This window comes from Streptomyces sp. N35, from assembly GCF_016464295.1.
Classification (GTDB): Bacteria; Actinomycetota; Actinomycetes; order Streptomycetales; family Streptomycetaceae; genus Streptomyces.
The window spans coordinates 1-24,409 of record NZ_JAEIMH010000019.1; the positions used below are offsets into that span (position 1 = coordinate 1).

Consider the following 24,409-nt stretch of genomic DNA (forward strand, 5'->3'; position numbering starts at 1 on the left):
GCTGAGGTCGGACGATCCGTCCGACCTCAGCCGGGTCCGGGCAACGTCAGCCCCGCACCAACCCCAGCACCTCATCCCGCACCCGCTCCATCGTCGCCGCGTCGCGCGCCTCGACGTTCAGGCGGAGCAAGGGCTCCGTGTTGGAGGCGCGGAGGTTGAACCACCAGTCGGCGGACGAGACCGTGAGGCCGTCCAGCTCGTCGAGGGTGAGGCCCTCGCGGCCCTCGTACGCGGATTTCACCGCGGCCGCGCGGGCCGCCTGGTCGTCGACCGTGGAGTTGATCTCGCCGGAGCCGGTGTAGCGGTCGTACTGCGCCACCAGGTCGGAGAGCGTGCCCTGCTGTCCGCCGAGCGCGGCGAGGACATGGAGCGCGGCGAGCATGCCGGTGTCCGCGTTCCAGAAGTCCTTGAAGTAGTAGTGCGCCGAGTGCTCGCCGCCGAAGATCGCCCCGGTCTGGGCCATCTCCTGCTTGATGAAGGAGTGGCCGACGCGGGTGCGGACCGGCGTCCCGCCGTTCTCGCGGACGACCTCCGGGACCGACCACGAGGTGATCAGATTGTGGATGACCGTGCCCTTGCCGCCGGCCTTCGCCAGTTCACGTGCGGCGACCAGCGCGGTGATCGCGGACGGGGAGACCGGCTCGCCGCGCTCGTCCACGACGAAGCAGCGGTCGGCGTCACCGTCGAAGGCGAGCCCGAGGTCGGCGCCCTCCTCCCGCACCCGCTTCTGCAGGTCCACGATGTTGGCCGGGTCCAGCGGGTTGGCCTCGTGGTTGGGGAAGGTGCCGTCCAGCTCGAAGTACATGGGCACCAGGTCGAGCGGCAGGCCCTCGAAGACGGTGGGCACGGTGTGGCCACCCATCCCGTTGCCCGCGTCCACCACGACCTTCAGCGGACGGATCGAGGTCAGGTCGACCAGGCGGAGCAGATACGCCGCATAGTCGGTGAGCGTCTCGCGTGCGGTGATCTCGCCGGGGGTCGCGGCCGGCTCCGGGGCGCCGGACTCGGCCCACTGCTCGACCAGCTCGCGGATCTCGGTCAGGCCCGTGTCCTGGCCGATCGGGGCGGCACCGGCGCGGCACATCTTGATGCCGTTGTACTGCGCGGGGTTGTGCGAGGCCGTGAACATCGCACCCGGCAGATCCATGTCACCGGAGGCGAAGTACAGCTGGTCGGTCGAGCAGAGGCCGATCTCGGTGACCGCGACGCCGAGCGCGGACGCACCGCGGGCGAAGGCGCGCGAGAGACCGGGGGACGAGGGGCGCATGTCGTGCCCGACGACGATCGCGTCGGCGCCGGTGACCCGGGCGAACGCGGCGCCGAACAGCTCCGCGAGCTGCTCGTCCCACTGGTCGGGCACGACGCCGCGAACGTCGTACGCCTTCACGATCTGCGTCAGATCAACCACAGTCCAAGCCTCTCTGGAATTCAGTGCCGATTGCCCCAAAACTACCTGCCACCCGCAAGCCCCCGTACCAGCCTGTGGATAACTCCCGGCGCGGACCAAAAGTGAGGGTCGACAGTCCATTTGCGGTCGGCGATCCTCCCTGCTGTACGGCCCGGGGATCTCCCTCCTGTACGGCCCGAGGATCTCCCCGCCGCACGTTCCACAGCCGCGCTCTGGTCACGGCAGCATCCACCCCAGTACGGCAGTGCTCTGCAGCACCACGATCAGGCACATCACCAGGAGCAGACCGATGCTCCACGGCAGCACCTTGCGCAGCAGATCGCCCTCCTTGCCCGCGAGCCCGACCGCCGCGCACGCGATCGTCAGGTTCTGCGGCGAGATCATCTTGCCGAGCACACCGCCCGAACTGTTCGCCGCCGCAAGGAGATCGGGCGACAGGCCCGACTGGCGTGCCGCGGTCACCTGCAGTGCGCCGAACAGCGCGTTCGCCGACGTATCGGATCCGGAAACCGCTACCCCGAACCAGCCGAGGACGGGTGAGAGAAAGGCGAGCCCCGCGCCCGCCGCCGCCACGTAGTGACCGATCACGGCGGCTTGGCCGGAAAGGTTCATCACGTAGGCGAGCGCGAGCACCGAGGTCACGGTCAGGATCGCGAACCGCAGCTCGTACACCGTGCCCAGCCACTCCCGCACGGCGGGCCGCAGCCGCACCCCGATCATGGCGGCCGTCGCAACTCCCGCGAGCAGCACGAGGGTTCCGCCCGTCGACACCAGCGGCAGCGTGAACACGTTGGCCCCGACCGGCTCACCGTCCGGGCCCTCCACATCGAGCAGCGGCCAGTCGAACACCTGGGTCGCCCCGGCGAGGAAGTCCTTCACCGGCGGGATCTGCGCGAGCGAGAACACGGCGACGATCAGGCCGTACGGAGCGTAGGCCCGCACCACTTCACGCCGCGGGTCCTCGATGTCCAGGTCTTCGCTGCGTACGCCGGTGAGGACCGCCGCCCGTACAGGTTCCGCGGCCGGTTTGCGCGCCCCGGGCAGCGCCATGAGCGCCGCCGCGCCCGCGAGTGCGGCGCCGATGTCGGCGAGCTGGGCGGAGACGTAGTTGGAGGCCGCGAACTGGGCCACGGCGAACGCGGCTCCGCACACCAGGGCGGGCACCCAGGTCTCGCGCAGCCCGCGCCGGCCGTCCACGAGGAAGACGAGAACAAGCGGCACGACGAGCGCGAGGAGCGGCGTCTGCCGTCCGACGACGGAGGCCACGCTGTCCAGCGGAAGCCCGGTGACCTGCGCGAGCGTCACGACCGGGGTGCCCATGGCGCCGAAGGCGACCGGTGCGGTGTTGGCCACGAGCGCGACCACGGCGGCCTTCACGGGTTCGAATCCGAGCGCCACCAGCATCACCGCGCTGATGGCCACGGGCGCCCCGAACCCGGCGAGCGCCTCGAGCAGCGCGCCGAAGCAGAAGGCGATGACCAGCGCCTGGATACGGGGATCGTCGGAGAGCCGGCCGAAGGAGCGGCGCAGGATGTCGAAGTGCTGGGTGCGGACCGTCATCCGGTACACCCACAGGGCGTTGACGACGATCCACATGATCGGGAAGAGCCCGAAGAGCACCCCTTGGGCAGCCGCCGACGCGGTCTGCGCCACAGGCATCCCGTACGCGAGCCAGGCCACGGACGCCGCGACCGCGAGGCCGGTCAGACCGGCGCGGTGGGCCCGCATACGGACCGCCCCGAGCAGCACCAGCACGGTGACGAGGGGCAGCGTCGCGACCAGCGCGGACAGCGCGAGCGAATCGGCGACGGGTTCCAGATCCTGGACGAACGCGGTCCGGACGGACACAGCCTGCATGGACTGCGCCTGCGCGGACAGAGCCTGCATGGACACACGGGCCTCCCGGGACCCGTGATGTCCGGCCGCCCTCCGTCATTCCGGCATGCGGAAAGCGGTTTCTCACGGGCGGTGGAAATGGTCGTGTCCGCGACAAGGGCACGTCAATGGCCCGTACAGCAAAGCGCGTTGAAGGAAGTGTGCGGATACGGGGCACAGCACGCGGAGGTCACGTTGCCGCGCAGGTCAGGGACTTGAGGGGCGCAGAGGGAACTGGACGTACCCACCGGGCTCTTGGCAGACGGTCAGGACTCCGGCGACCGCAGCACGCGCAGATGGCCGCGGCGTGCGACCTCCATCGGATCGGCCCCCGATCGCCCTCCGTTGCCCCCGGCCTCCGCCGCGCGCTCCTGAGGCCTGGCGGCCTCACGTACGGCATTGGCGAGGGCTTCGAGATCGTCGCCGCTCGGGCGGGGCGGGGCGGAGCCGTCGGCGAGCCGGACGACTTCCCAGCCGCGGGGGGCGGTCAAACGCTCTGAGTGTTCGGCGCACAGGTCGTAGCAGTGCGGCTCCGCGTACGTGGCGAGCGGACCGAGCACGGCGGTCGAGTCCGCATAGACGTACGTCAGCGTCGCGACGGCGGGACGGCCGCAGGCGGTGCGCGAACAGCGACGTACGAGGCTCACGACGTTGGACGGTACCGCACTCTTGAGCGGGCCGCGACGACTCTCCACGAGGTCACTCCACCGTGTCGTGCTGTGAACCCGCCCGCACGGCCCTTCGCGGCCTCCCCGCTGACCTGCGCGGAGCCCATTCGGCGCGGCAGTGAAGGGTGTTGAATCCGGTCACCACTCGATGCAAATGCCGTCATTTGCCATGAGAAGTGCGGTCTTTGAGCTGTAGAGAATCGAGCGCAACAGCGATCCGAACGATCAGGAACCGACAGCGCACCCGCCGAACGCCGCACCGTCCTGCGGCACCGCCCGGGTGACGCCCCGAGCCGGGATCAGCGGCTGTCAGCCCGGAGGACTACGCTTCAGCAGTAATGGACAGCCCCGTACCGCCCCGCCCCACCGAGCCCAGGCCCCGCCGCCGCGACCGTCACGGCCGTGGCATGCGCGGGCCCGTCGCTCCCCCGCAGGTGCCGTTGTCGGCGAGCCGGGCCGAACTGTTCACGGATCTGGTTCAGGACTCCGTGGAGCGCCTGGAGCGGCGGCTGCCGCAGATCGCCGACATCGAGTTCCTGGTCCTGGAAGTACCGAGGATCCAGGCACCGGCCGGCGCCCCTGACGAGGACTTCGGCGGCGGCGGGGTGCCGCTCGGCGGCATCATCCCGGCGCAGGACGGCAAGCCGGCCCGCGTGGTGGTCTACCGCCGCCCGGTGGAGATCCGCACCAAGAGCCGCGACGAGCGGGCGGCCCTGGTGCACGAGGTCGTGGTCGAGCAGCTCGCCGAACTCCTCGGCCTGTCCCCGGAGTCGGTGGATCCGCGGTACGGCGAGGACTGAGCCACGCTCCGGTACGGCGAGGACTGAACCGCCCTCGCCCGGACCGCTACTTCTGCAGCACCGAAAGGTCCTGCTCCGCCTCCGGTACGGACACCATCCCCCGGTCGTACGGCAGCGTCTGCACCGTGAACATCGGCACACCGTCCGCCGGGAGTTCGAGCGTGCGCGCCGCATAGACCGCGCCGGACAGCGGCTCGACCGTCAGCGCGTACGCGCCCTTCAGCCCGCTGGGCACCTTCGGCCGGACCTCCAAGGTGGTGCCCCCGCGCACGGTGTACGTCTCAGTCACCGACGTACCGCCGCCGCTGCCGTCCGAAGCGGTGACCCGCACCTTGGCCTCGCCGCGGGGAGCGGTGAGGCTCAGGGTGGAGCCCTTGGCGCGGTTGTCCGCCGAGGTCGCGCGTTCGCCCACCGGGGCCGTGGCCGGGATGAACGCCACGTCCTGCTTGGCACCCGTGCCCCGCGTCACGCGCAGCGCAGCCACCACGGGAACGGACCGGTCGGTGGGCGTCAGGACCAGCGAACCCGCCTCGCCCTTGGTGACGTCACCGAGGTCCACCGCAGCCGTCATCCCGCTCTTGACGTGCAGCGACTCATGGCCGGCCGGGGTGATCGAACCGGTCGCCCCGGCAAGGGAGATCTTCAGGTCCGCGTCCTCGTCACCGGGCGCGAAGGCCACCAGGCGTACCGACTCGGCGTCCTTCGGAATGCCGGGGAGTACGACGCTGCCGCCCGGATCGGCCGACGCGGACAGCCAGTCGGCGCCCAGCTTCTGGTCCGAGACCTGCACGGCGGCGCCGATCCGGCCGGTGCGCGCGGTGACATGGGCCGTCACATTCGCCTCGGCCTCGTCGGTCAGCGTCGAGAGCAGCACCGGCACGCTGGAGTGCGGCGGCACCGTGATGTCCTCGCCCACCTCGGACTTGAGCGCGCCCTCGGGCCCGAACAGCTCGATGTCCACGACCGCCGCCGTGGCGTCGGGGTTGGACAGGTGCACGTAATCGGCGCGTTCCTCAGCGGTGCTCGAACCCGGGAACCAGAAGTCGGTGTCGGGCGCACCGCAGTTGAGGCCGAGCAGCCCACGGCCGTTGCCCGCGGGCATCTCGGTGGTCTGCTGCACGGTCCAGCCCGGCGCGAGCGCGCCCTCGGCGGAGCCGATCAGGGCCGGGGACTCGGCGCCGGCGGCCTTCGCGGTGACGGGCTTGCCGACCGACGTGGCTTCGAGAGCCGGCTTGCCGTCCTTCTCGTCCGTCTTCTTCCCGCTGTCCGTGCTGTCCGCGCTGTCCTTGTCTTCCTTGTCCTCCGCGTCGTCCTCGGAGGTGTTCAACTTCTCTGCGGCGCGCTCCAGTCGGGCGTCCCCCTTGCCGTCGGCGCCCTTGCCCTTCGGTGTGAACGAGGTGTAGGCCGTCTCGGCCAGCTCCGACGCGCTGGGCGCTGGGCAGAGCAGCGAGGAACGGTCCACCGGCCGCTGTTCGGCCGCCTTGCCCGGTGCGGAGTCGCCGCCGTCCGGGGCGTTGAGCGCCGCGAATCCGGTCACGGCGGCGAGCGCGGTGCCCGCGGCGATCAGGGACAGGGTGGTGCGGTTCACTGCCGGCTCCCGTCGGGGCGCTCTCGGTCGGTCTGGCTGCTCTGCCCGTACGGGTTCGGGTCCTGGCCCTCGTACGGCTGAGGACCACCGCCCTCGTACGACTGGGACTCATTGCCCTCGTACGGCTGCGCGGTCTGCCCCTCGTACGACTGGCGGCCCTCGTAGGACTGCCCGCCCTCGTACGGTCCGGAGCCGAAGCCCCCGCCGTACGCGGCGTCGTAGCCGCCGGACCCGCTCTCGTCGTAGCCCCCGGCGTTCTGCTCGTACGTGCCCTGAGCCGGGAACGAGCCGGCCGGGTATCCGCCCTGGCCATAGCCCTGGCCGTCATAGCCGTACGGGTCGAACTGGCCGCCGCCGTCCGGGGTCTGGCCCGCCTGGTACGGGTCGGCCTGGTACGGCTGCTGGTAGGAGCCCGCCTCGTAACCCTGGAACTGCTCACCGGCGGACACGGGTTGCTGCTCGCCCCACTCGCCGTACGCCGGCTGTGCGGGGACCTCCGCGGAGTCGGGCTGCTCCTGGGCCTGCGCGGCCTGCTCGGCCTGCGCCCGCATCCTGCGCGCCCTGCGGCCCTCGCCCGCTGCGGCCTGGGCCGGCAGCGCGACGGGCTCCTGCGGGAGGTCGTCGTCGACGGTGCGGCGACGGCCCGGCAGCGCGAGCACGACGAGCACGAGCGCGAGCGCGCCCTGGGCCCAGAGCCATCCGGTGTGGGTGCCGGAGTCCTCGTGGACGACGTTCAACCGGCCGCCGGAGGCGGGCAGTTCGAAGCCCTGCGCCCAGCCGTCGACCGTCTTCTTGGCGAGCGGCTTCCCGTCGAGCGTGGCCGTCCAGCCCTCGGCCGCCGAGTCGGCGAGCCGCAGCACGCGGCCCGGGTCGCCCGACGGGATCTCGGTATTCACCTCGACCGGGCCCGCGGCCACGGGCTCGGGTGCCTTGTCACCGGAGACGATCGCGGCCCGTGAGACCTGCCGGTCGACCCGCCACAAAGAGGTGCCGTCCTGCTGGCTCACCCGCGACAGACCGGGCGTCGAGTCCAGTACGCGGCTGACCTGGCGCGGCGCACCGTCCTGGACCAGCACGTAACGCACCGCGAACGCGCCGAGTCCGTCGGCCTGGTCGGCGCCCGAACCGGCCACGAGCCGGGCCACGGTCTCGTCGAGCAGCTCGCCGCCCTTGCCGCGCGCCGTCAGCTCGGCGTCCCCGAGCCGGGAGCCCGCACCTCGTACGAGCGTGTACGCGACCACGTCCGGGTCGTCGCCGGCGAGGATCAGGGTGCGGGCCTGGTCGCGGGTGCCCGCCTCCTCGGCGACGAACGCCGGGACCTGGGCGGGGTCGGTGCGCCGCAGCGGGCCGTCGGCGCCGCGGATCATCCAGCCGGCGGCCGCGAGCAGCGGTGCCGCGGCGGCGGGCAGCGCGATCAGCGCCGCGACCGGCTGGCGCCAGCCGAAGCTCTGCTCGGCCACCCGGGAGCGCGCCCCGTCGGCGCCGAGCACGGCGGCCGCGAGCAGCGCCAGGCCCTGCACGAGCGTCGCGGGCCCGGCCCAGGTGGAGGCGTTGGAGAACGCGGCGAAGAAGAAGCCGAGCAGCGCCACGACCCAGGCCATACGGATGGGCAGCACCCGCTCCCCCCGCAGCAGCGCACCGAGCGCCGCGAGCACGATGCCGATCAGGAGCAGCCCGCCGACGGTGCCGGGACCGCCGGGGCTCGCCCCGAGCAGATCGAGTGCGCCCGCCGAGCCGACACCGAAGTCGAGGCCCGCCTCACGGAAGAACCCGAACGGAAGGAGCGACAGCGACCAGGGCGCGAGCACCAGGAGCGGCATGCCGATCTGGGCGAGGAAGCGCAGCCCGTACGCCGTGATGTCCTCGCGCCGCAGCACGAGCAGCCCGATGCCGAGGAACAGGGCCAGCGGCCAGACGATCGGGGTGAAGGCGGTGGTGACGGTGAGCAGCAAGGTGTACGCCCAGGTCGCGCGCCAACTGCCGCGCGCGCCCTGGCCCTGCGCGAGCAGTCCGCTCGCCGCGATCGCGGCGCGGGCCATCAGCGGCAGCAGCACCGCGAGGACGGCGGTGCCGATCCGTCCGCCCGCGAGCGCGCCCGTGGCGGCCGGCAGGAAGGCGTACGCGACGGACGCCCAGGCGCGGAGCAGCCGCGACTCGACCAGCGGCCGGGAGGCGAAGTAGGCGGTGAAACCGGCGAGCGGCACCGAGCAGACCAGGAGCACGGTGACCGCGAGCCCGGTCGAGCCGAAGAACACCGTGGCCAGTGCGGCGATCACGGCGAGATACGGGGGCGCCGCCTCGGGGCCGCCCCGACCGGCCGCGTGCCAGCTGTCCAGGTAGCGCGACCACAGCTCCGAGGCGTCCGCGGGCGCCGGAAGCAGCGCGCCGCCGGCGAGTGCACCGCCGCCGATCAGGGCGCGGCAGGCGATCAGCGAGACGAAGAGCAGGACGACGAAGAGCATCGGCCCCGGCTTGCGCGCGACCCGCTTGAGCCGCGCGAACTGCTCGATCTCCAGGAAGTCCGCGTCATCGCCGCCGGGCCCGGACTCGACCGCGCCATGGCGTCCTGCGGAGACCTCGGGGTCGGTGCGGCCCACGACCTGGGACGCGACCTGTTCGACGGTGAGCCGTACGGTCGCGCCGGGCGGCGGGAACAGCGGCCGCAGTTCGGCCGCCTCCACCACACTGCGCCGGCGCCGTCTGGCGCCGAGGATGCGGCCGGGGCGCAGCAATGTGCCGAAGAATCCGGTGACTTCGTCGACCGCCTGGCCCGGCGCCTTGCCCACCAGATACGCGAGCGTGCGCAGGAACGTGCCGAGGAGGAGCCGGAGCAGCACCCAAGGCACCACCGCACCGCGCGCGTTGGCGAGCAGCGTGTAGACGGCGCCCGCCTTGTCCACCCGGTGCGGGCTCGCGCTGGTGCGGCCCACGCAGTCGACGGTGCGCCGCTCGCGCGAGGCGGCCTCGGCGTGCCGGAGCACGGCGTCGGGCGCGATCAGAACGCGGTGGCCCGCCTGGTGGGCGCGCCAGCACAGGTCGACGTCGTCGCGCATCAGCGGCAGCCTGCGGTCGAACCCGCCCAGCTCCTCGTAGACATCGCGCCGGATGAGCATGCCCGCGCTGGACACGGACAGGACGGGCCGCACCTGGTCGTGCTGGCCCTGGTCCTGCTCGCGGCGGTCGACGCCGGTCCAGCGGCGGCCGCTGTTGGCGATCGAGACACCGACCTCGAGCAGCTGCCTGCGGTCGTACCAGCCGCGCAGCTTGGGTCCGACGATGGCGACGTCGCGGCCGAGCTCCCGCTCGTTCTCCACCACACGCAGGAGTTCCGCGAGCGCGTCGGGCTCGGGTGCGCTGTCGTCGTGCAGCAGCCAGAGCCACTGGACCGGTTCGCCGTACGGCAGTTCGGGCAGGTCGTAGGCGTCGTCGCGCCAGCTCCTGCTGACCGGGTCCCAGCCGCTGGGGCGCTTGAGATACGGGAGCTCGTCAGGGCTGAGGATTCCCGCGGTACGGGCCGCCTCGTCCACGGCCGCGCCGAAGCCGGACCTGCGGGCGAGATGCAGCACCCGGTCGGCGCCCAGGGCGTCGGTGACAAGCCGCGCGGAGTCGTCACCGCTGCCGGTGTCGGCGGCGATCACGTTCTGCACCGGGCGCTCCTGGCCGAGCAGGCCGGACAGGGCCTCGGGCAGCCAGCGGGCGCCGTCGTGCGAGACCAGCACGGCGGTGACCACGTGCCGCGGGTGTTCAGGCGCGCGCGTGGGATCGAACAGCGCCGGGCGGTTCGGGTCGACTGCGGCGGCGCCATAGGCACCGGCCGGTGAGCTGTGCACGGACATCGAGGTACAGGCCCCGGTTCGATGGACTGCGGTGGACGCCTGTGCCCAGCGGGGGGCACGGGGCGTCTCGGACGGGGCCCCACACTAACGGCAACCAAACAACGAGGTCCGCCGCCTGTGGATAACCCACGGACGACGGACCGTTCCTTACGTATGGCTGTGTGCGGTTTGATCGAGCTTGTGCGACTCGGCTTCGGACCGCCGGCCAACCCTGGATCAGGCTCGGCTTCAGACCGCCGCCTTCTTCAGCCTCCGGCGCTCACGCTCGGACAGGCCGCCCCAGATGCCGAAGCGCTCGTCGTTGGCGAGCGCGTATTCGAGGCACTCGGAGCGGACCTCGCAGGCCAGGCAGACCTTCTTGGCCTCCCGGGTGGAGCCGCCCTTCTCCGGGAAGAAGGACTCGGGATCGGTCTGGGCGCACAGCGCGCGCTCCTGCCAGCCGAGTTCCTCTTCCGCTTCCGCGTCCTCGACCAGCAGTTGCTGGAACGACTCGGTCATGTGCGCCCCTCGTCTGTCTGTGCAGCCCCGTGATGATGCCGTTACCGATTTCGGCTGAACGACACGAGTGAAATTACAAGTGTGCCGATCCGGGCCAGTCAAGCCGAGATCTGCTATTGGGCCCCTTATTCACTCTGCGGAACCAAGGCTTTGCGGAAAGTGTTCAAATCGCCATAAACCCAGACACTTACCTTTGGCCAACCCCGTACATCCATCCGACATACAGAAGGACGCGTTGGATTTTGATCTCGTTGCAGAGCGAGCGTCGAAGCGAAACGGATCACAGTCGGATCACGGGACAGCGATGACGTTTGCGCACCCGGACACTGCGCCACCTGTCCTTCGCGGCTTCTGCACAAACCTTTCAGCAGACAGGACAACCGGATACGGTGAAAGATATCTCGCAATACGGACATTGGGTTGACAGTCCGTGTGTGAACCGGTCTCCTGGTGGGCATGCTCGCGAACTTGGCGCTTACCCGGACCCACAGCAGTGGGTTCCGCAGTGCTGCCCTCGCCGGCTGTTGCTGTTGCTGTCCCAGCTGTTGAGCCCAACGAGCTCCGGCTGACTCTCCGCTCGCCGATCCGGCCCCGTGGCCGCATGATCCGAGCCATCGCCCCCACCTCAGGGCAACGCCTCCATGGCACACCGTCCGCGACCCGGACGTAAGACCGCGACGCCAGCACTTCTCCCCGCCGAGGAACCCCGCACCTTATGAACAGCGACAGCGACCTGCAGATCGCCGGCGACATCCTCGAGGTCCCGCACCTCCTGCAGCCCGCCCCCGAGCACCCGTCGACCGTGGCCGGGTTCGTCGGGCTCGCACGCTCCATCGCCGCCGACCGCTCCCAGTGGGAGCACCTCGTGCAGTACGACGCCACGAGCCGCTGGTACCACCGGCTGCGTACCGGGCCCGGCTATGAGGTCTGGCTCCTGAGCTGGGTGCCGGGGCAGGGCACCGGGCTGCACGACCACGGTCCGTCCTCCGGTGTGCTGACCGTGCTCGCCGGCGAGCTGACCGAGCACACCCGCGGCGGGACGCGGGCGCTCGGTGCCGGGGCCCAGCAGGTGTACGCGCCGCGCTCGGTGCACGGGATCGTCAACGACAGCCTGGAGCCGGCCGTGAGCCTGCACATCTACTCCCCGGGACTGACCGAGATGCCGATGCACAGCGCGGCCGAGCCGTACGCGACCGCGCGCGCCTGACCTCGGACTTCCCTGGCTTCAGCGGGAGTTATCCACAGGCGGCAGGGACCCGGTCGGGGCTGCCTGACAGACTGTCCGCATGCAGCGCATTGTGGTTCTGGCCGGCGGCATCGGTGGTGCCCGTTTTCTGCGTGGTCTCAAGGCGGCCGCGCCCGAAGCGGACATCACGGTGATCGGGAACACCGGTGACGACATCCATCTGTTCGGGCTCAAGGTCTGCCCCGACCTCGACACCGTGATGTACACGCTCGGTGGCGGTATCAACGAGGAGCAGGGCTGGGGGCGTACGGACGAGACCTTCAAGGTCAAGGAGGAGCTCGCCGCGTACGGGGTCGGGCCCGAGTGGTTCGGGCTCGGCGACCGTGACTTCGCCACGCACATCGTGCGCAGTCAGATGCTGGCCGCGGGCTATCCGCTGAGCGCGGTCACCGAGGCGCTGTGCGACCGGTGGCAGCCCGGTGTCCGGCTGATCCCCATGTCCGACGACCGGGTCGAGACGCATGTCGCCGTCGAGCTCGACGGCGAGCAGAAGGCCATCCACTTCCAGGAGTACTGGGTGCGGCTGCGCGCCTCCGTCGACGCCCTTGCCGTCGTGCCCGTCGGCGCCGAGCAGGCCAAGCCCGCGCCCGGGGTGCTCGAAGCGATCGCCGACGCCGATGTAGTGCTGTTCCCGCCGTCCAACCCCGTGGTCAGCGTCGGCACCATCCTCTCCGTGCCCGGCATCCGCGAGGCCATCGCCGACGCCGGGGTGCCGGTCGTCGGCCTCTCCCCCATCGTCGGTGACGCCCCCGTGCGCGGGATGGCCGACAAGGTGCTCGCCGCGGTCGGCGTGGAGTCCAGCGCGGCGGCGGTCGCCGAGCACTACGGGTCGGGGCTGCTCGACGGCTGGCTGGTCGACACCGTCGACAAGGGCGCGGTCGAGAGGGTCGAGACGGCCGGGATCCGGTGCAGGGCCGTGCCGCTGATGATGACGGACGTGGCCGCCACCGCGGAGATGGCGCGGGCCGCCCTTGAGCTGGCCGAAGAGGTACGAGGGTGAGCGACGCACCGGCCTTTCACGTCTGGGCCGTGCCCGGGCTGCCCGAGGTGCAGCGCGGTGACGACCTCGCGAAGCTGATCGCCGACGCCGAACCGGGGCTCGCCGACGGGGACATCGTGCTCGTCACCTCGAAGATCGTGTCCAAGGCGGAGGGGCGGATCATCACCGCGGACTCCCGCGAGGAGGCCATCGACGCGGAGACCGTACGGGTCGTGGCGCGGCGCGGGACGCTGCGTATCGTCGAGAACCGGCAGGGTCTCGTGATGGCCGCGGCCGGGGTCGACGCGTCCAACACCCCGGCGGGGACCGTGCTGTTGCTGCCGGAGGACCCCGATGCCTCGGCGCACGCGATCCGTGACGGGCTGCGTGACGCGCTCGGCGTCGAGGTCGGTGTGCTCGTCACGGACACCTTCGGGCGGCCGTGGCGCAACGGGCTGACCGATGTCGCGATCGGTGCCGCCGGGGTGCGGGTCCTCGACGATCTGCGCGGCGGCACGGACGCGTACGGCAATCCGCTGAGCGCGACGGTCGTGGCCACCGCCGATGAACTGGCCGCCGCGGGCGACCTGGTGAAGGGCAAGGCGGCCGGGCTGCCGGTCGCGGTGGTGCGCGGGCTGCCCGGCGCCGTCGGTGCATCCGAGTCCGGGGCGCGGCAGTTGGTGCGGTCCGCCGCCGACGACATGTTCCGGCTCGGCACCTCCGAGGCAGTACGGGAAGCGGTCACGCAGCGGCGCACCGTACGGGAGTTCACCGACGAGCCGGTCGATCCGGGTGCGGTCCGGCGTGCGGTGGCGGCGGCCGTGACGGCCCCGGCGCCGCACCACACGACGCCCTGGCGGTTCGTGCTCCTGGAGTCGGAGTCCTCGCGGGTGCGGCTGCTCGACGCGATGCGCGACCAGTGGATCGAGGATCTGCGGCGGGACGGCAAGTCCGAGGAGTCGATCGCCAAGCGGGTCCGGCGCGGGGACGTGCTGCGCAAGGCGCCGTATCTGGTGGTGCCCTGTCTGGTGATGGACGGATCCCATACGTACGGTCATGCGCGCCGTGATGCCGCCGAGCGCGAGATGTTCGTCGTCGCGACCGGGGCCGGGATCCAGAACTTCCTGGTGGCGCTGGCCGGGGAGCGGCTCGGGTCGGCTTGGATCTCGTCGACGATGTTCTGCCGTGAGGTCGTACGGGACGTGCTCGGGCTGCCGGACGACTGGGATCCGATGGGAGCCGTGGCCGTCGGGCATGCCGCTTCGGCGCCCAAGTCGCGGCCGCCTCGGGAGGCTTCCGACTTCATCGAAGTGCGTTAGCTCCCAGGGACGTCAGTTCCGGGGCAGCTCCGGGGGGGGGGGGGGCTTCGGGGCCGTCAACACCGGCAGGCCGTCACTAGAGCTTTCCGGTGTCCGTCTTCGGCATCTTCGGAGTGCGGCGCGGCGGGGTGCGGCCGGTGAGCAGGATGTAGCGGGCGGCGCGGTGGCGCTGGCCCCGGTAGGGCTCGAGGAGTTCGAGCATGCGGGCGTCGTCGGCGGTGCGGTCGCCCGCCCGGGCGGCGCCCGCGGTGGCCCGCCGATGCAGGTCGCCGACGGTGACCTCGTCCGGGGCGCCATGGGAACGCTGGACCGTCTCGGCGGAGGTCCACGGTCCGATGCCGGGCACCAACTCCAGGCGTTTGCGGGCCTGTTCGGGGTCGAGGGCCATGGCCTCTTCGAGGCGCGGGGCGACGCGCACGGCGCGCAGGATCGTCTGGGCGCGCTTGTTGTCGACACCGGCGCGATGCCAGTCCCAGGACGGGATCATGCGCCATGTGTGCGGCTCGGGCATGACGTGCAGCTCGGGCATGCCGTCCGGTCCCGGGGCGGGCTCGCCGTACTTGCGGACCAGGATGCGCCAGGCGCGGTACGCCTCGTCGGTGGTGACCTTCTGCTCCAGGACCGACGGGATCAGGGACTCCATGACGAGCCCGGTGCGCAACAGGCGCAGGCCGGGGCGGCGCCGGTGGGACTCGGCGACGAGGCGGTGCCTCGGGGCGAAGGCCGTGGGGTCGTCCGTGTCGCCCAGGAGCTGGGGCAGCCGGTCGAGCAGCCAGTCGGCGCCCGCGCCCCAGGCTTCGGCCTCGATGCCGGTGCTTCTCGCGGCGATACGGAGGGTGGCCGGGCCCTCGGGTGTACGGGTGGCCCGCCAGACCGTGCCCGCGGTGACGCGGAAGGCGGGGTCGGCGGGGCCGCGCCGCAACGGGCCCACGACCAGGCCGAGGTCGAGCGGGGCGGCGGGGAGCCAGGTGCGGGTGCGGCCGGTGACCGGTCCCCTGGGGCGCGCCGCGGGTACGCGGGCGTCGCCGCCGCGCACGGTGGTGCGGGTCGGGCGGTGTGCGTCGCGGGGCTGGAAGCGGCCGGCCAACGGGGGTCCTGGGAGTGTGGTGGGTGGGGTGCGGTGCTCTACGAGGGTAGGCGCTCCCCTCTCCCTCGCCCCGCCCCTTCCCGAAACCGGGGCTCCACCCCGGGCCCCCGGGGGGGGCACGGGGGCCGGGGGTCCGGGGGGCGGGGGGGGCAGGTGGCCCCGGGGGAGGGGGGGGGTCCGGGCGGGAGGACCGCGCCGCACCACACCCGGACCCCGGCGCGCAGTTCGTTGTCGGTGCCCACCGAGGCGCCGTCGCCGATGACCACGCCGTCCAGGACGGTGCGGGCGCCCACCCGGGCCCCCGCGCCCACCATCGAATCCGTCACCACCGCGCCCGGCTCGATCACCGCGCCGGGCAGGACCGTGCTGCCCGTCACCCGCGCACCCTCGCCGACCACCGCACCCTCGCCGACCACCGTGCCGCCGGTCAGCTTGGCGTCCAAGGCGACGCGGGCCGTCGGCAGGACCAGACGGTCACCGCAGCGGCCCGGCACCGCCGGGGACGGGGCGCGGCCGAGGACCAGGTCCGCGGAGCCTCGTACGAAAGCCTGGGGGGTGCCGAGATCCAGCCAGTACGTGGAGTCGACCATGCCCTGGAGGTGGGCTCCCTCGGCGAGCAGACCCGGGAAGGTCTCGCGTTCGACCGAGACCGGGCGGCCGGCCGGGATGGTGTCGATGAGCGAGCGGCGGAAGACGTACGCACCCGCGTTGATCTGGTCGGTGACGATCTCCTCGGGCGTCTGCGGCTTCTCGAGGAACGCCGTGACGCGGCCCGTGTCGTCGGTCGGGACGAGGCCGTACGCGCGCGGATCAGCGACCCGGGTCAGATGCAGGGACACGTCCGCGCCCGTGGCCGAGTGCGTCGAGACGAGCGCCCGGATGTCGAGGCCCGTGAGGATGTCGCCGTTGAAGATCAGGACCGGCTCGTCGGGGGCCGAGCGCAGCCGCGGTGCGACATTGCGGATCGCTCCGCCCGTGCCGAGCGGCTCGTCCTCCGTGACGTACTCCAGCTCAAGGCCGAGGGCCGAGCCGTCACCGAAGTACGGCTCGAAGACCTCGGCCAGGTAGGAGGTGGCCAGGACGACATGGGTGACCCCGGCCGCGCGGGCGCGCGCCAGCTGGTGGGTGAGGAAGGGGACACCGGCCGCCGGGACCATGGGCTTGGGGGTGTTCACCGTGAGCGGACGCAGCCGGGTGCCCTTGCCGCCGACCAGAAGGATCGCTTCAGTCACCGATGTTTCGCTTCCTGCCGGGGGCCGGGCGGCCCAGGTCACGGATCGGCCAGTGTATGCAGTTCTGTGTAGGAAATTTGTCCGGTCGGTCACGCCTCGGAGTGGATCGGAAGCGTCAGCGGCCCTGGTAGTGCGCCGAGGTCTGACGCGCGTTGCCGAGCTTGCTGTACAGCCGGCGGCCGGGGCACTCCGTGGCGAATCCGTCGCGGTGACCGGAGATCACATGGAGCCGGACGTTCTTCCCCTTCTTGTAGAGGTTGCTGCCGCCTGATTTCAGAACCGTCGTGCCCTTCGGGTTGGCTCCGTACAGGCCCAGCTTCCACGCCGAGAGCTTTGCGACCGCGTTGAGCGCGGCCGCGGGCGGTGCGGAGTTGGTGTACGTCCCGAGGACCGCGATGCCCACGCTGTTGCTGTTGAAACCGAGGGTGTGCGCCCCGTAGACGGGCTTGGCCACGCCGCCCGCGCGGCCTTCGTAGATGTTTCCGCACTTGTCGACGGCGAAGTTGTAGCCGAAGTCCCGCCAGCCACTGCTCTTGACGTGGTAGCGGTAGATACTGCGCAGGACGGAGGACGCCTGCGCACAGCGGTAGTTGTTGCCGGACGCGCTGTGGTGCACGAAGGCCGCACGGACCGCCTTCGTATAGACGAAGTTCTTCTCGCGGAGCTTCTCGTCCGCACCCCAGCCCTTGCGGGTGATGATCCGCGGCCGGGGCCCGACGAACGGCTTGCCCGTGGTCTCGCCGCGCGAGGCGAGCAGTTCCGCCTCGGTCTGCTCCTTGGTCAGCTCGGGGATGACGGCCGCGCCGAGCGGCGCCATTTCCGCGTTCACCGCCCAGCTCGCGGCGGCCTCGGCGGTGAGCACGCTGCGCGGGCCGTCCGCGGGCGGGCCCTGGGGCGGGGTGGGGTCGTCGCCGGGGTCGACGAGTTCGAGCCGCAGGTTCCTCGGCAGCTCGGTGGCCGCACGCTCTTCGGGGGCGGCCGCACGGCCTTCCGGGGCGGCCGCACGGTCGGAGGACGCCTCGGCCAGGACACGGACCTCGACGCCGTCCGAATGGCCCACCCACAGCGGTGCGGTGGATCCGCGCAGCCGGCCCGAGGCGCGTTCCGGCGAGTCGAGGTCGGCGGCGTGCTCGTGGTTGTGCGTCTCCATGGGCTGCCACGCCGACCACAGGTGGGTGTCCGCGGCCCGGGTGCGCACCTCGACCCGGCCGTGCAGTTCGGCCTCGGGGTTGTCCCAGACGACGCCGACCAGGGCGAAGGGCAGGACCTCCTGACGTACGACGCCTTGCGCGGCGCCCGCGCCGAGCGCCCGGTCCGAGGCGAGCGGCTTCAGGGGCAGCGACTGGGTCGAGCCGGCCACTTCGGTCTCGCGCAGCGACTCGGCGGCTTCGGGGCCGCGCGGCGATACGGCCGCCTCCGCATCGCGCAGCGACTCGTTCGCGCTCGCCGGCAGAGCGAGCGGCAGGGACAGGGCGACCGCGCAGGCCACACCGATCGAGGAAGCAAGAAATCCGCGCATGCGTCGATGGTGGGCGGAACCTGGCATACCCGCATGTCGTGGACGTAAGGGAATTGACGGTCCGTCGGCCCCTCGTGGGGAGCGCCCCACAGGAGGCGGAGCGCCGCGCGCGTAGGCTTGCCGCTGTGAACGCGACCGACCGCACCCCTGCCGACCTGCTGCGATCCGCGCTGGCCGCGGACCCGGGCCGCCCGCTTGTGACCTTCTATGACGACGCGACCGGTGAGCGCGTCGAATTGTCCGTCGCCACCTTCGCCAATTGGGTGGCCAAGACCGCGAATCTGCTCCAGGGCGAGCTCTCCGCCGAGCCCGGCGACCGGCTCGCTCTGCTGCTGCCCGCGCACTGGCAGACGGCGGTCTGGCTCCTCGCCTGTTCCTCCACCGGCGTGACGGCGGTCGTGGACGGCGACCCCGCGGAAGCCGATCTCGTCGTCTCCGGTCCCGAGCCCGGTCAACTGGCCGCCGCCCTCGCCTGCTCCGGCGAGCGGATCGCGCTCGCGCTGCGTCCGCTCGGCGGCCGCTTCCCGCAGCCGCCGGACGGCTTCCTGGACTATGCGGTCGAGGTGCCGGGCCAGGGCGACCAGTTCGCCCCGTTCGCCCCCGTATCCCCCTCGGACGACGCCCTGGTCATCGGGGATACGGCGCTCACGGGCGCCGAGATCGTGGAGCGCGCCCTCGCCGACGGACGGGGCCTCGGGCTCGGGCCCGGCGACCGGGTGCTGTCCGGACTCTCGTACGGGAATTGGGACGGCCTCTCCGCCGGGCTCTACGCCCCCTTGGCGGCGGGTGCCTCGGTGGTGCTGTGCCGGAATCTGGACCAGCTCGGGGCCGAGGCGCTGGACAAGCGGGTCGAGAGCGAGCGGGTCACGGTGCGGCGGGAGGGCTGACCTTCCGACGGCCGCGAAGCCGCAGGCGGGAGGGCCGACCTCCCGCCGGCCGCCGAGCCGCGGCAGCCGGCCAAAGTCCACCCGTCCGGCGCAGGTCAGGACCGGCCCGCAGGCGCCGGACCGCACCCTCGGGTCATGGTCGAGGAAGCGCCCTTCACCGGGCGCCCGTCCGTGATGCCGACGCCGTGAGGGGTGGACTCCGTCGTGACCGACACCGCAGGCACGCCTGAGGTTCCGGAGGAACCCGGTAACGACGCGCCTACGCCGGTCCCGCCCGAGGTTCCGGGGGGACCCGGACACGAAGCGTCCGCGCCGCCCGAGAGTCCGGAAAGGCCCGGACACGAAGCGTCCGCGCCGCCCGAGGACAAGGCCTCCGGCCCGCATTGGCTCCGCTGGACCGCGCTCGCCGTGTCGGTGCTCGTGCTCGTCACGGCCGGTGTCGGCTGGGGGATCTACAAGCGGCTGCAGGGGAACATCACCCAGGACCTCACGGCCGCCGAGGAGCTGGAGCGCTACGAGAAGGAGCGGCCCGCTCCCTCCACGCACGACGCGCAGAACATCCTCCTGATCGGGTCGGACACCCGGGCCGGGGAAGGCAACGACCAGTACGGCAAGGATTCGGGCACCGACGGCGGCCGCTCGGACACCACGATCCTGCTGCACCTGGCCGCCGACCGGAGAAGCGCCACCGCCGTCTCGCTGCCGCGCGATGTGATGGTGGACATCCCGAGCTGCCGCAAGCGCGACGGAACCCGGACCAGGGAGCAATTCGCCCAGTTCAACTGGGCGTTCGAGTGGGGCGGTGCGGCCTGCACGATCCGTACCGTCGAGGCGCTCACCGATATCCGCGTGGACCACCACATGATCGTGGACTTCCGCGGCTTCAAGAAGATGGTGGACGCCGTCGACGGCGTCGACGTATGCCTCAAGGATCCGATCGACGATCCGGACGCCAAGCTCAAGCTGACCGCGGGCCGGCACAAGCTCAACGGCGAGCAGGCGCTCGGCTATGTCCGTGCGCGCAAGACGCTGGGCAACGGCAGCGACACCGAGCGGATGGACCGCCAACAGGCCTTTCTCGGCGCACTGGTGAACAAGGTGAAGAGCAACGGCGTGCTGCTCAACCCGACCCGGCTCTACCCGGTCCTGGACGCGGCGACCTCCTCGCTCACCACGGACCCCTCGATCGCCGGCCTCACCGACCTCTATGACCTCGTACGGAGCATGCGCAACATCCCCACGGAAAAGGTGCAGTTCCTGACTGTGCCCCGGCAGTCCTATCTGTACGACGCGAACCGGGACGAACTCGTACAACCCGACGCCGGACGGCTCTTCGACCGGCTGCGCGACGACGCTCCGCTGCAAGTCGCCAAGGAGGCGCCCGAGACGGAGGAGGCCGCCACCGAGGAGTCGGCCGAGGGCGAGGAGCCCGCGAGCGAGCGGGACGGTGCGGAGAACGGCGACGGCGGGTACTGGGTGGACACCGGCTATTGGAGCGACGACGGCTACTGGGTCGATGACGGGTACTGGGTCGAGGGCAAGTCGGCCGACGAGGATCCGGCCGCACGCAAGAAGAAGAAACCGACCGACGACGACAAGGCGGACAAACCCGGTCACGGTCCCGGCCGCGAGCCGGAGCGCGAATCGGGTCAAACCCCTTCCCCCCAGCCGACGTTCCGCGGCAGCACCGCCGCCGGAGCCACCTGTTAGGAACGGGATTAGTAAAGGGATCCCCAAGCACAAGGGCCCGTTGACCTTGAATTGGGGCGGATTGACCGTTGTAAGGCCAGTGGAATTTGTCACCGTCGTCCCTCGGCGCCGACCTGGGCGGATAGTGTGAGCGATCCGGTGCACCCGACTGCGATGAAGCAGCGATCCGCACTTGCACTACCGATCGACCGGACGCCTTGGAGGGGGAAGGCGCCGCGAGGCACCGACGGAGGACTCAAGCAACCGTGGATGCGCAAGGCCGTGGGCGGGCGGAGAACATCGACCCCGCAGACCAGTGGGTACTGAACCCGCAGACCGGCGACTACGAACTGCGACTGCACCCCTCCGCACCGGAGTCAGGCATCCCCTCGCCGCGCAGATCCGGCTTCGCCCCGGGCCGCCCCCAGGGCCGGCCCGGCCGCAGGCCGCAAGGCGCGCCCCCCGGTGACGTTCCGGGGCAGCGCAGGCGCCGGATGCCCGAGGATCCGATGGGTCCTGCGGGCCGGCGCAGGCCGAGGCCCAAGAAGTCCAAGGGCAAGAAGATCGCCGTGTGGACCGGCGGTGTGCTGGCGTTCTTCGTGGTCGCCGGCGCCGCCACCGCGTACTTCTACATAGAGCATCTGAACGGCAACCTGACCTCGCTGTCCGACGACGGCGCGGGCACGGGCGGCTACAGCAAGAACCGGGCGATCAACGTGCTGATCGTCGGCACCGACAAGCGCACCGGCAAGGGCAACAAGGGCTACGGCGACTCGGGCAGCCCCGGGCACGCGGACACCACGATCCTGCTGCATGTCTCCAAGGACCGTTCCAACGCAACGGCGTTGAGCATTCCGCGCGACATGATCGTGGACATTCCGGACTGCCCGACCAAGCAGGAGGACGGCTCCGACAAGGTCATTCCGGGCACGCCGAACGAACGCTTCAACGTGAGCCTCGGCCAGGCCGGCCGTACGCCCAGCTGCACGATGCGTACGGTCACACAGCTGACCGGCATCAAGATCGACAACTTCATGGTCGCGGACTTCAACGCGGTCAAGACGCTCAGCAGCGCCGTCGGCGGTGTGGACGTCTGCCTGGAGAAGCCCATCAAGGACCCGAAGTCGCATCTGAACCTGCCCAAGGGCACCAGCACGGTCGAGGGCGATGACGCGCTCGCGTTCGTACGCACCCGTCATGCGGTGGGCTTCGGTTCGGACCTCGACCGCATCAAGTTGCAGCAGCAGTTCCTCAGTTCGCTGATGCGCAAGATGAAGTCGAAGATGACCGATGCGGGCGCGATGCTCGATCTGGCCGAGTCCGCCACGAAGGCGCTCACCGTCGACGACACGCTGAGCGATGTCTTCAAGCTCCGTGGGCTCGGCATGGAGCTCGGCAAGGTGGACCTGAAGAACATCAGCTTCACCACCGTCCCGGTCGTCGACAACTCCGACGGCGCCACCGTCCTGGTCAACGAGTCCAAGGCGAAGCCGCTGTTCGGGGCCATAAAGGGCGATGTGTCGCTGACGGCGACGAAGCAGAAGAAGAAGGACGCCGAGGCGGCGCGCCTCAAGGGCACCAAGTCCGCGGCCGCCGATGTCCGCGTGAACATCTACAACGGCAGTGACACACAGGGTGCGGCGAGCAAGACGCTCACGTATCTGCAGACCGAGCACGGCATGAACAAGGCCAGCCAGCTCGGCAATCACGAGCCCAAGCAGGCGAAGACGACGCTCGAGTACTCTCCCGACCAGGCCGATCAGGCGCGCAAGCTGGCCGAGGTGATGGGGCTTCCGGGTTCGGCGTTGAAACCGGGCAAGAGCGAAACCAATGATCAGGGACTGCCTGCGATGGTCCTGATCCTCGGAGAGGACTTCTCGGAACCCGGCACGCCCGTGGGGGCCGTGGCGGTGCCGGACGATCTCGACAAGACCGAGGCTGACAAGAAGACCTGCGCCAAGTGAACCCGGGGGCCACCTGAACCGTCTGCTGGGGCAGAGGGGTTTCACAGGTGAGGGTCATATGGTGCGCCAGGCTGGGAGGGGACTGGCATGACGCAGAACGGCGTGCGCGGAAGAGGTACGCGACGATCGCGCGTACCGCAGGCGCGTGAACTGGGCTGGGACGACAGCCTGTACGAGGGGTCGGGCGTGCCCGGCCCCCGGGGTGCCGGTGAGGGCGAACCGTCCACCCGGCGCGGGCGGCGGCGTGCGGCACAGCGGCCCCGCAGCCGTCGGCGACGCGCTCTGCGCTGGACGGCGGTGGTGTTCGCGCTGCTGATACTCGGGACGGCCGGCGCCGGATACCTGTACTACCAGCACCTCAACAACAACATCGAGACGGCTCCGCTGCCGGACAAGAACCGTGTGCCGAAGGCGACTCCGAACGCGGCGGGCCAGACACCGCTCAACATCCTCCTGATCGGTTCCGACGACCGTAACTCCAAGGAGAATCTGCGGCTCGGCGGGCACAAGCAGAGCGTCGGGGCGAAGCCCCTCGCCGATGTGCAGATGCTGCTGCACCTGTCCGCGGACCGCAGCAACATGTCGGTGGTCAGCATGCCGCGGGACACGCTCCTCGACATTCCGAAGTGCGAGGACCCGGAGACCGGGGAGAAGTTCGGGGCGCTGACCCGGGAGATGACGAACGTGAGCCTCGGCCGCGGCGGCCCGGCCTGCACCGTGCTCACCTGGGAGAAGCTCACCGGGATCCACATCGACCACTTCGTGATGGTCGACTTCACCGGCGTGGTCTCGATGGCGGACGCCATCGGCGGCGTTCCGGTCTGCGTGGACGCCAACATCCACTCGCGCAACGCGAAGGGCGAAGGCTCCGGCCTCAAGCTGGAGGAGGGCATCACGGAGGTCAAGGGCGAGGACGCCCTGAAGTGGCTGCGCACGCGCTACGGCTTCGAGGACGGCAGCGACATCGCCCGGGCCAAGGCCCAGCACATGTACATGAACTCGATGGTCCGCGAGCTCAAGTCCAGCGCCCGGCTGACGAATCCGGCCGAGATGCTGAACCTCGCCGAGGCGGCCACCAAGGCGCTCAAGGTCGACGACGGCCTGGGTTCGGTACAGAAGCTCGCCGACCTGGGCGGTGAGCTGAAGAAGGTGCCCAACTCCCGTATCAACATGACGACCATGCCCTACGAATACGTGGGCGCCCGCGTCCAGCCGAAGCCCGGCGAAGCCGCGGACCTCTTCGAGCTCGTACGAGACGACATCGCCCTCGACGGCAAGGACGCGGCCAAGAAGAAGGAAGAGCTCTCCGACGACCCGGCCGCCCCGCCCGCGGACACCGGAGTCGTGGTGCAGAACGCCTCGGGCGACGCGACCCGTGCCCCGCTCCAGGGCCGTGCCACCGCCGTCGCCGAGCTGCTCAAGGGCAAGGGCTACACCCTCGCGACCGCCGAGCGGCCCGGTGCCGGCGACGACACCTCGCAGGCCCGTACGGCGATCCGCTTCCCCAGCGCCGAGCTGGAGGGTGACGCGCAGGCGCTCGCCAAGTCCCTCGGCCTGCCGCTGAGTTCGGTCAAGCAGGCCACGGACGTCTCCGGTGTCACGCTGATCGTGGGCGCGGACTGGCGCGAGGGTGACACCCCGCCGAAGCCGACCCCGAAGACGCCGGCAAAGAAGGACATCGAGAACGGCGCCGACGAGGACGCCTGCATGCACGTGAACCCCGCCTTCACCTGGTAGCGCTCACGTCCTGCGCACATACGAGAGGAGCCCGGGGGCCGACCCCCCCCCCGGGGGCCCCTCCCCTGTGTCGGCGA

Annotated in this window: 16 protein-coding genes and 1 pseudogene; 8 read left to right on the forward strand and 9 right to left on the reverse strand. The window is 71.1% G+C overall.

Features of this window, described 5'->3' with window-relative positions; genetic code table 11:
- Positions 1 to 46: 46 nt before the first annotated feature.
- From JAO81_RS13005 to JAO81_RS13015, 3 genes are all read right to left on the reverse strand, one after another.
- The gene (locus JAO81_RS13005) at positions 47 to 1,408 is read right to left on the reverse strand and encodes a phosphomannomutase/phosphoglucomutase (protein ID WP_307813332.1); all 1,362 of its coding nucleotides are present in this window, start codon (positions 1,406 to 1,408) and stop codon (positions 47 to 49) included.
- A 216-nt stretch (positions 1,409 to 1,624) separates the two neighbouring features.
- Positions 1,625 to 3,265: an L-lactate permease gene (locus JAO81_RS13010; RefSeq protein WP_199548059.1), complete on the reverse strand. Its 1,641-nt coding sequence runs from the start codon at positions 3,263 to 3,265 to the stop codon at positions 1,625 to 1,627.
- Positions 3,266 to 3,549: 284 nt separating this feature from the next.
- Positions 3,550 to 3,978: a DUF3499 domain-containing protein gene (locus tag JAO81_RS13015; protein ID WP_093617039.1), complete on the reverse strand. Its 429-nt coding sequence runs from the start codon at positions 3,976 to 3,978 to the stop codon at positions 3,550 to 3,552.
- A gap of 311 nt (positions 3,979 to 4,289) precedes the next feature.
- On the opposite strand from JAO81_RS13015, the gene JAO81_RS13020 reads away from it, so the two are divergent.
- The gene (locus tag JAO81_RS13020; RefSeq protein WP_199547982.1) at positions 4,290 to 4,751 is read left to right on the forward strand and encodes a metallopeptidase family protein; all 462 of its coding nucleotides are present in this window, start codon (positions 4,290 to 4,292) and stop codon (positions 4,749 to 4,751) included.
- Positions 4,752 to 4,797: 46 nt separating this feature from the next.
- Here JAO81_RS13020 and JAO81_RS13025 read toward each other — a convergent pair whose 3' ends face one another.
- From JAO81_RS13025 to JAO81_RS13035, 3 genes are all read right to left on the reverse strand, one after another.
- A complete protein-coding gene (locus JAO81_RS13025) occupies positions 4,798 to 6,339 on the reverse strand; it encodes a DUF5719 family protein (protein WP_199547983.1) in 1,542 nt (513 codons plus the stop codon).
- A complete protein-coding gene (locus JAO81_RS13030; protein ID WP_199547984.1) occupies positions 6,336 to 10,175 on the reverse strand; it encodes a glycosyltransferase in 3,840 nt (1,279 codons plus the stop codon). Before JAO81_RS13030 ends, JAO81_RS13025 begins: the two co-directional genes overlap by 4 nt.
- 228 nt (positions 10,176 to 10,403) lie before the next feature.
- Positions 10,404 to 10,673: a WhiB family transcriptional regulator gene (locus JAO81_RS13035; protein WP_165336270.1), complete on the reverse strand. Its 270-nt coding sequence runs from the start codon at positions 10,671 to 10,673 to the stop codon at positions 10,404 to 10,406.
- A 715-nt stretch (positions 10,674 to 11,388) separates the two neighbouring features.
- On the opposite strand from JAO81_RS13035, the gene JAO81_RS13040 reads away from it, so the two are divergent.
- The 3 genes from JAO81_RS13040 (at position 11,389) to JAO81_RS13050 (ending at position 14,217) form a co-directional block, all read left to right on the forward strand.
- The gene (locus JAO81_RS13040) at positions 11,389 to 11,880 is read left to right on the forward strand and encodes a cysteine dioxygenase family protein (protein WP_199547985.1); all 492 of its coding nucleotides are present in this window, start codon (positions 11,389 to 11,391) and stop codon (positions 11,878 to 11,880) included.
- Positions 11,881 to 11,959: 79 nt separating this feature from the next.
- The gene (gene cofD / locus JAO81_RS13045) at positions 11,960 to 12,919 is read left to right on the forward strand and encodes a 2-phospho-L-lactate transferase (protein WP_199547986.1); all 960 of its coding nucleotides are present in this window, start codon (positions 11,960 to 11,962) and stop codon (positions 12,917 to 12,919) included.
- Positions 12,916 to 14,217: a coenzyme F420-0:L-glutamate ligase gene (locus tag JAO81_RS13050; protein WP_199547987.1), complete on the forward strand. Its 1,302-nt coding sequence runs from the start codon at positions 12,916 to 12,918 to the stop codon at positions 14,215 to 14,217. Before cofD ends, JAO81_RS13050 begins: the two co-directional genes overlap by 4 nt.
- A gap of 76 nt (positions 14,218 to 14,293) precedes the next feature.
- On the opposite strand, the gene JAO81_RS13055 is transcribed toward JAO81_RS13050, so the two are convergent.
- The 3 genes and pseudogenes from JAO81_RS13055 to JAO81_RS13065 all read right to left on the reverse strand — a co-directional run bounded on the left by JAO81_RS13055 (position 14,294) and on the right by JAO81_RS13065 (position 18,055).
- On the reverse strand, positions 14,294 to 15,304 hold the full coding sequence (locus JAO81_RS13055; RefSeq protein WP_199547988.1) for a DNA-3-methyladenine glycosylase: 1,011 nt from the start codon (positions 15,302 to 15,304) through the stop codon (positions 14,294 to 14,296).
- Between the two features lie 176 nt (positions 15,305 to 15,480).
- Positions 15,481 to 16,536, reverse strand: a pseudogene (locus tag JAO81_RS13060) (sugar phosphate nucleotidyltransferase); the annotation flags it as partial.
- Between the two features lie 115 nt (positions 16,537 to 16,651).
- Positions 16,652 to 18,055 carry a peptidoglycan recognition protein gene (locus JAO81_RS13065; protein WP_199547990.1) on the reverse strand — a complete coding sequence of 468 codons (1,404 nt, stop codon included), beginning with the start codon at positions 18,053 to 18,055 and terminating at the stop codon, positions 16,652 to 16,654.
- Between the two features lie 125 nt (positions 18,056 to 18,180).
- Here JAO81_RS13065 and JAO81_RS13070 point away from each other — a divergent pair, with 125 nt between their 5' ends.
- The 4 genes from JAO81_RS13070 to JAO81_RS13085 all read left to right on the forward strand — a co-directional run bounded on the left by JAO81_RS13070 (position 18,181) and on the right by JAO81_RS13085 (position 24,332).
- A complete protein-coding gene (locus JAO81_RS13070) occupies positions 18,181 to 18,942 on the forward strand; it encodes a TIGR03089 family protein (RefSeq protein WP_199547991.1) in 762 nt (253 codons plus the stop codon).
- 204 nt (positions 18,943 to 19,146) lie between these two features.
- Positions 19,147 to 20,652, forward strand: coding sequence for an LCP family protein (locus tag JAO81_RS13075; protein ID WP_307813334.1), 1,506 nt, complete (start codon positions 19,147 to 19,149; stop codon positions 20,650 to 20,652).
- A 245-nt stretch (positions 20,653 to 20,897) separates the two neighbouring features.
- The gene (locus tag JAO81_RS13080; protein ID WP_199547993.1) at positions 20,898 to 22,595 is read left to right on the forward strand and encodes an LCP family protein; all 1,698 of its coding nucleotides are present in this window, start codon (positions 20,898 to 20,900) and stop codon (positions 22,593 to 22,595) included.
- 87 nt (positions 22,596 to 22,682) lie between these two features.
- A complete protein-coding gene (locus tag JAO81_RS13085) occupies positions 22,683 to 24,332 on the forward strand; it encodes an LCP family protein (RefSeq protein WP_199547994.1) in 1,650 nt (549 codons plus the stop codon).
- The last annotated feature ends 77 nt before the right edge of the window (positions 24,333 to 24,409 follow it).

Bases quoted from the DNA above. Each gene is read 5' to 3' on its own strand.
- JAO81_RS13035 (WP_165336270.1), bottom strand. From the start codon at position 10,673: ATGACCGAGTCGTTCCAGCAACTGCTGGTCGAGGACGCGGAAGCGGAA.
- JAO81_RS13010 (WP_199548059.1), bottom strand. From the start codon at position 3,265: ATGCAGGCTGTGTCCGTCCGGACCGCGTTCGTCCAGGATCTGGAACCC.
- JAO81_RS13065 (WP_199547990.1), bottom strand. From the start codon at position 18,055: ATGCGCGGATTTCTTGCTTCCTCGATCGGTGTGGCCTGCGCGGTCGCC.
- JAO81_RS13040 (WP_199547985.1), top strand. From the start codon at position 11,389: ATGAACAGCGACAGCGACCTGCAGATCGCCGGCGACATCCTCGAGGTC.
- JAO81_RS13020 (WP_199547982.1), top strand. From the start codon at position 4,290: ATGGACAGCCCCGTACCGCCCCGCCCCACCGAGCCCAGGCCCCGCCGC.
- JAO81_RS13085 (WP_199547994.1), top strand. From the start codon at position 22,683: ATGACGCAGAACGGCGTGCGCGGAAGAGGTACGCGACGATCGCGCGTA.
- JAO81_RS13030 (WP_199547984.1), bottom strand. From the start codon at position 10,175: ATGTCCGTGCACAGCTCACCGGCCGGTGCCTATGGCGCCGCCGCAGTC.
- cofD (WP_199547986.1), top strand. From the start codon at position 11,960: ATGCAGCGCATTGTGGTTCTGGCCGGCGGCATCGGTGGTGCCCGTTTT.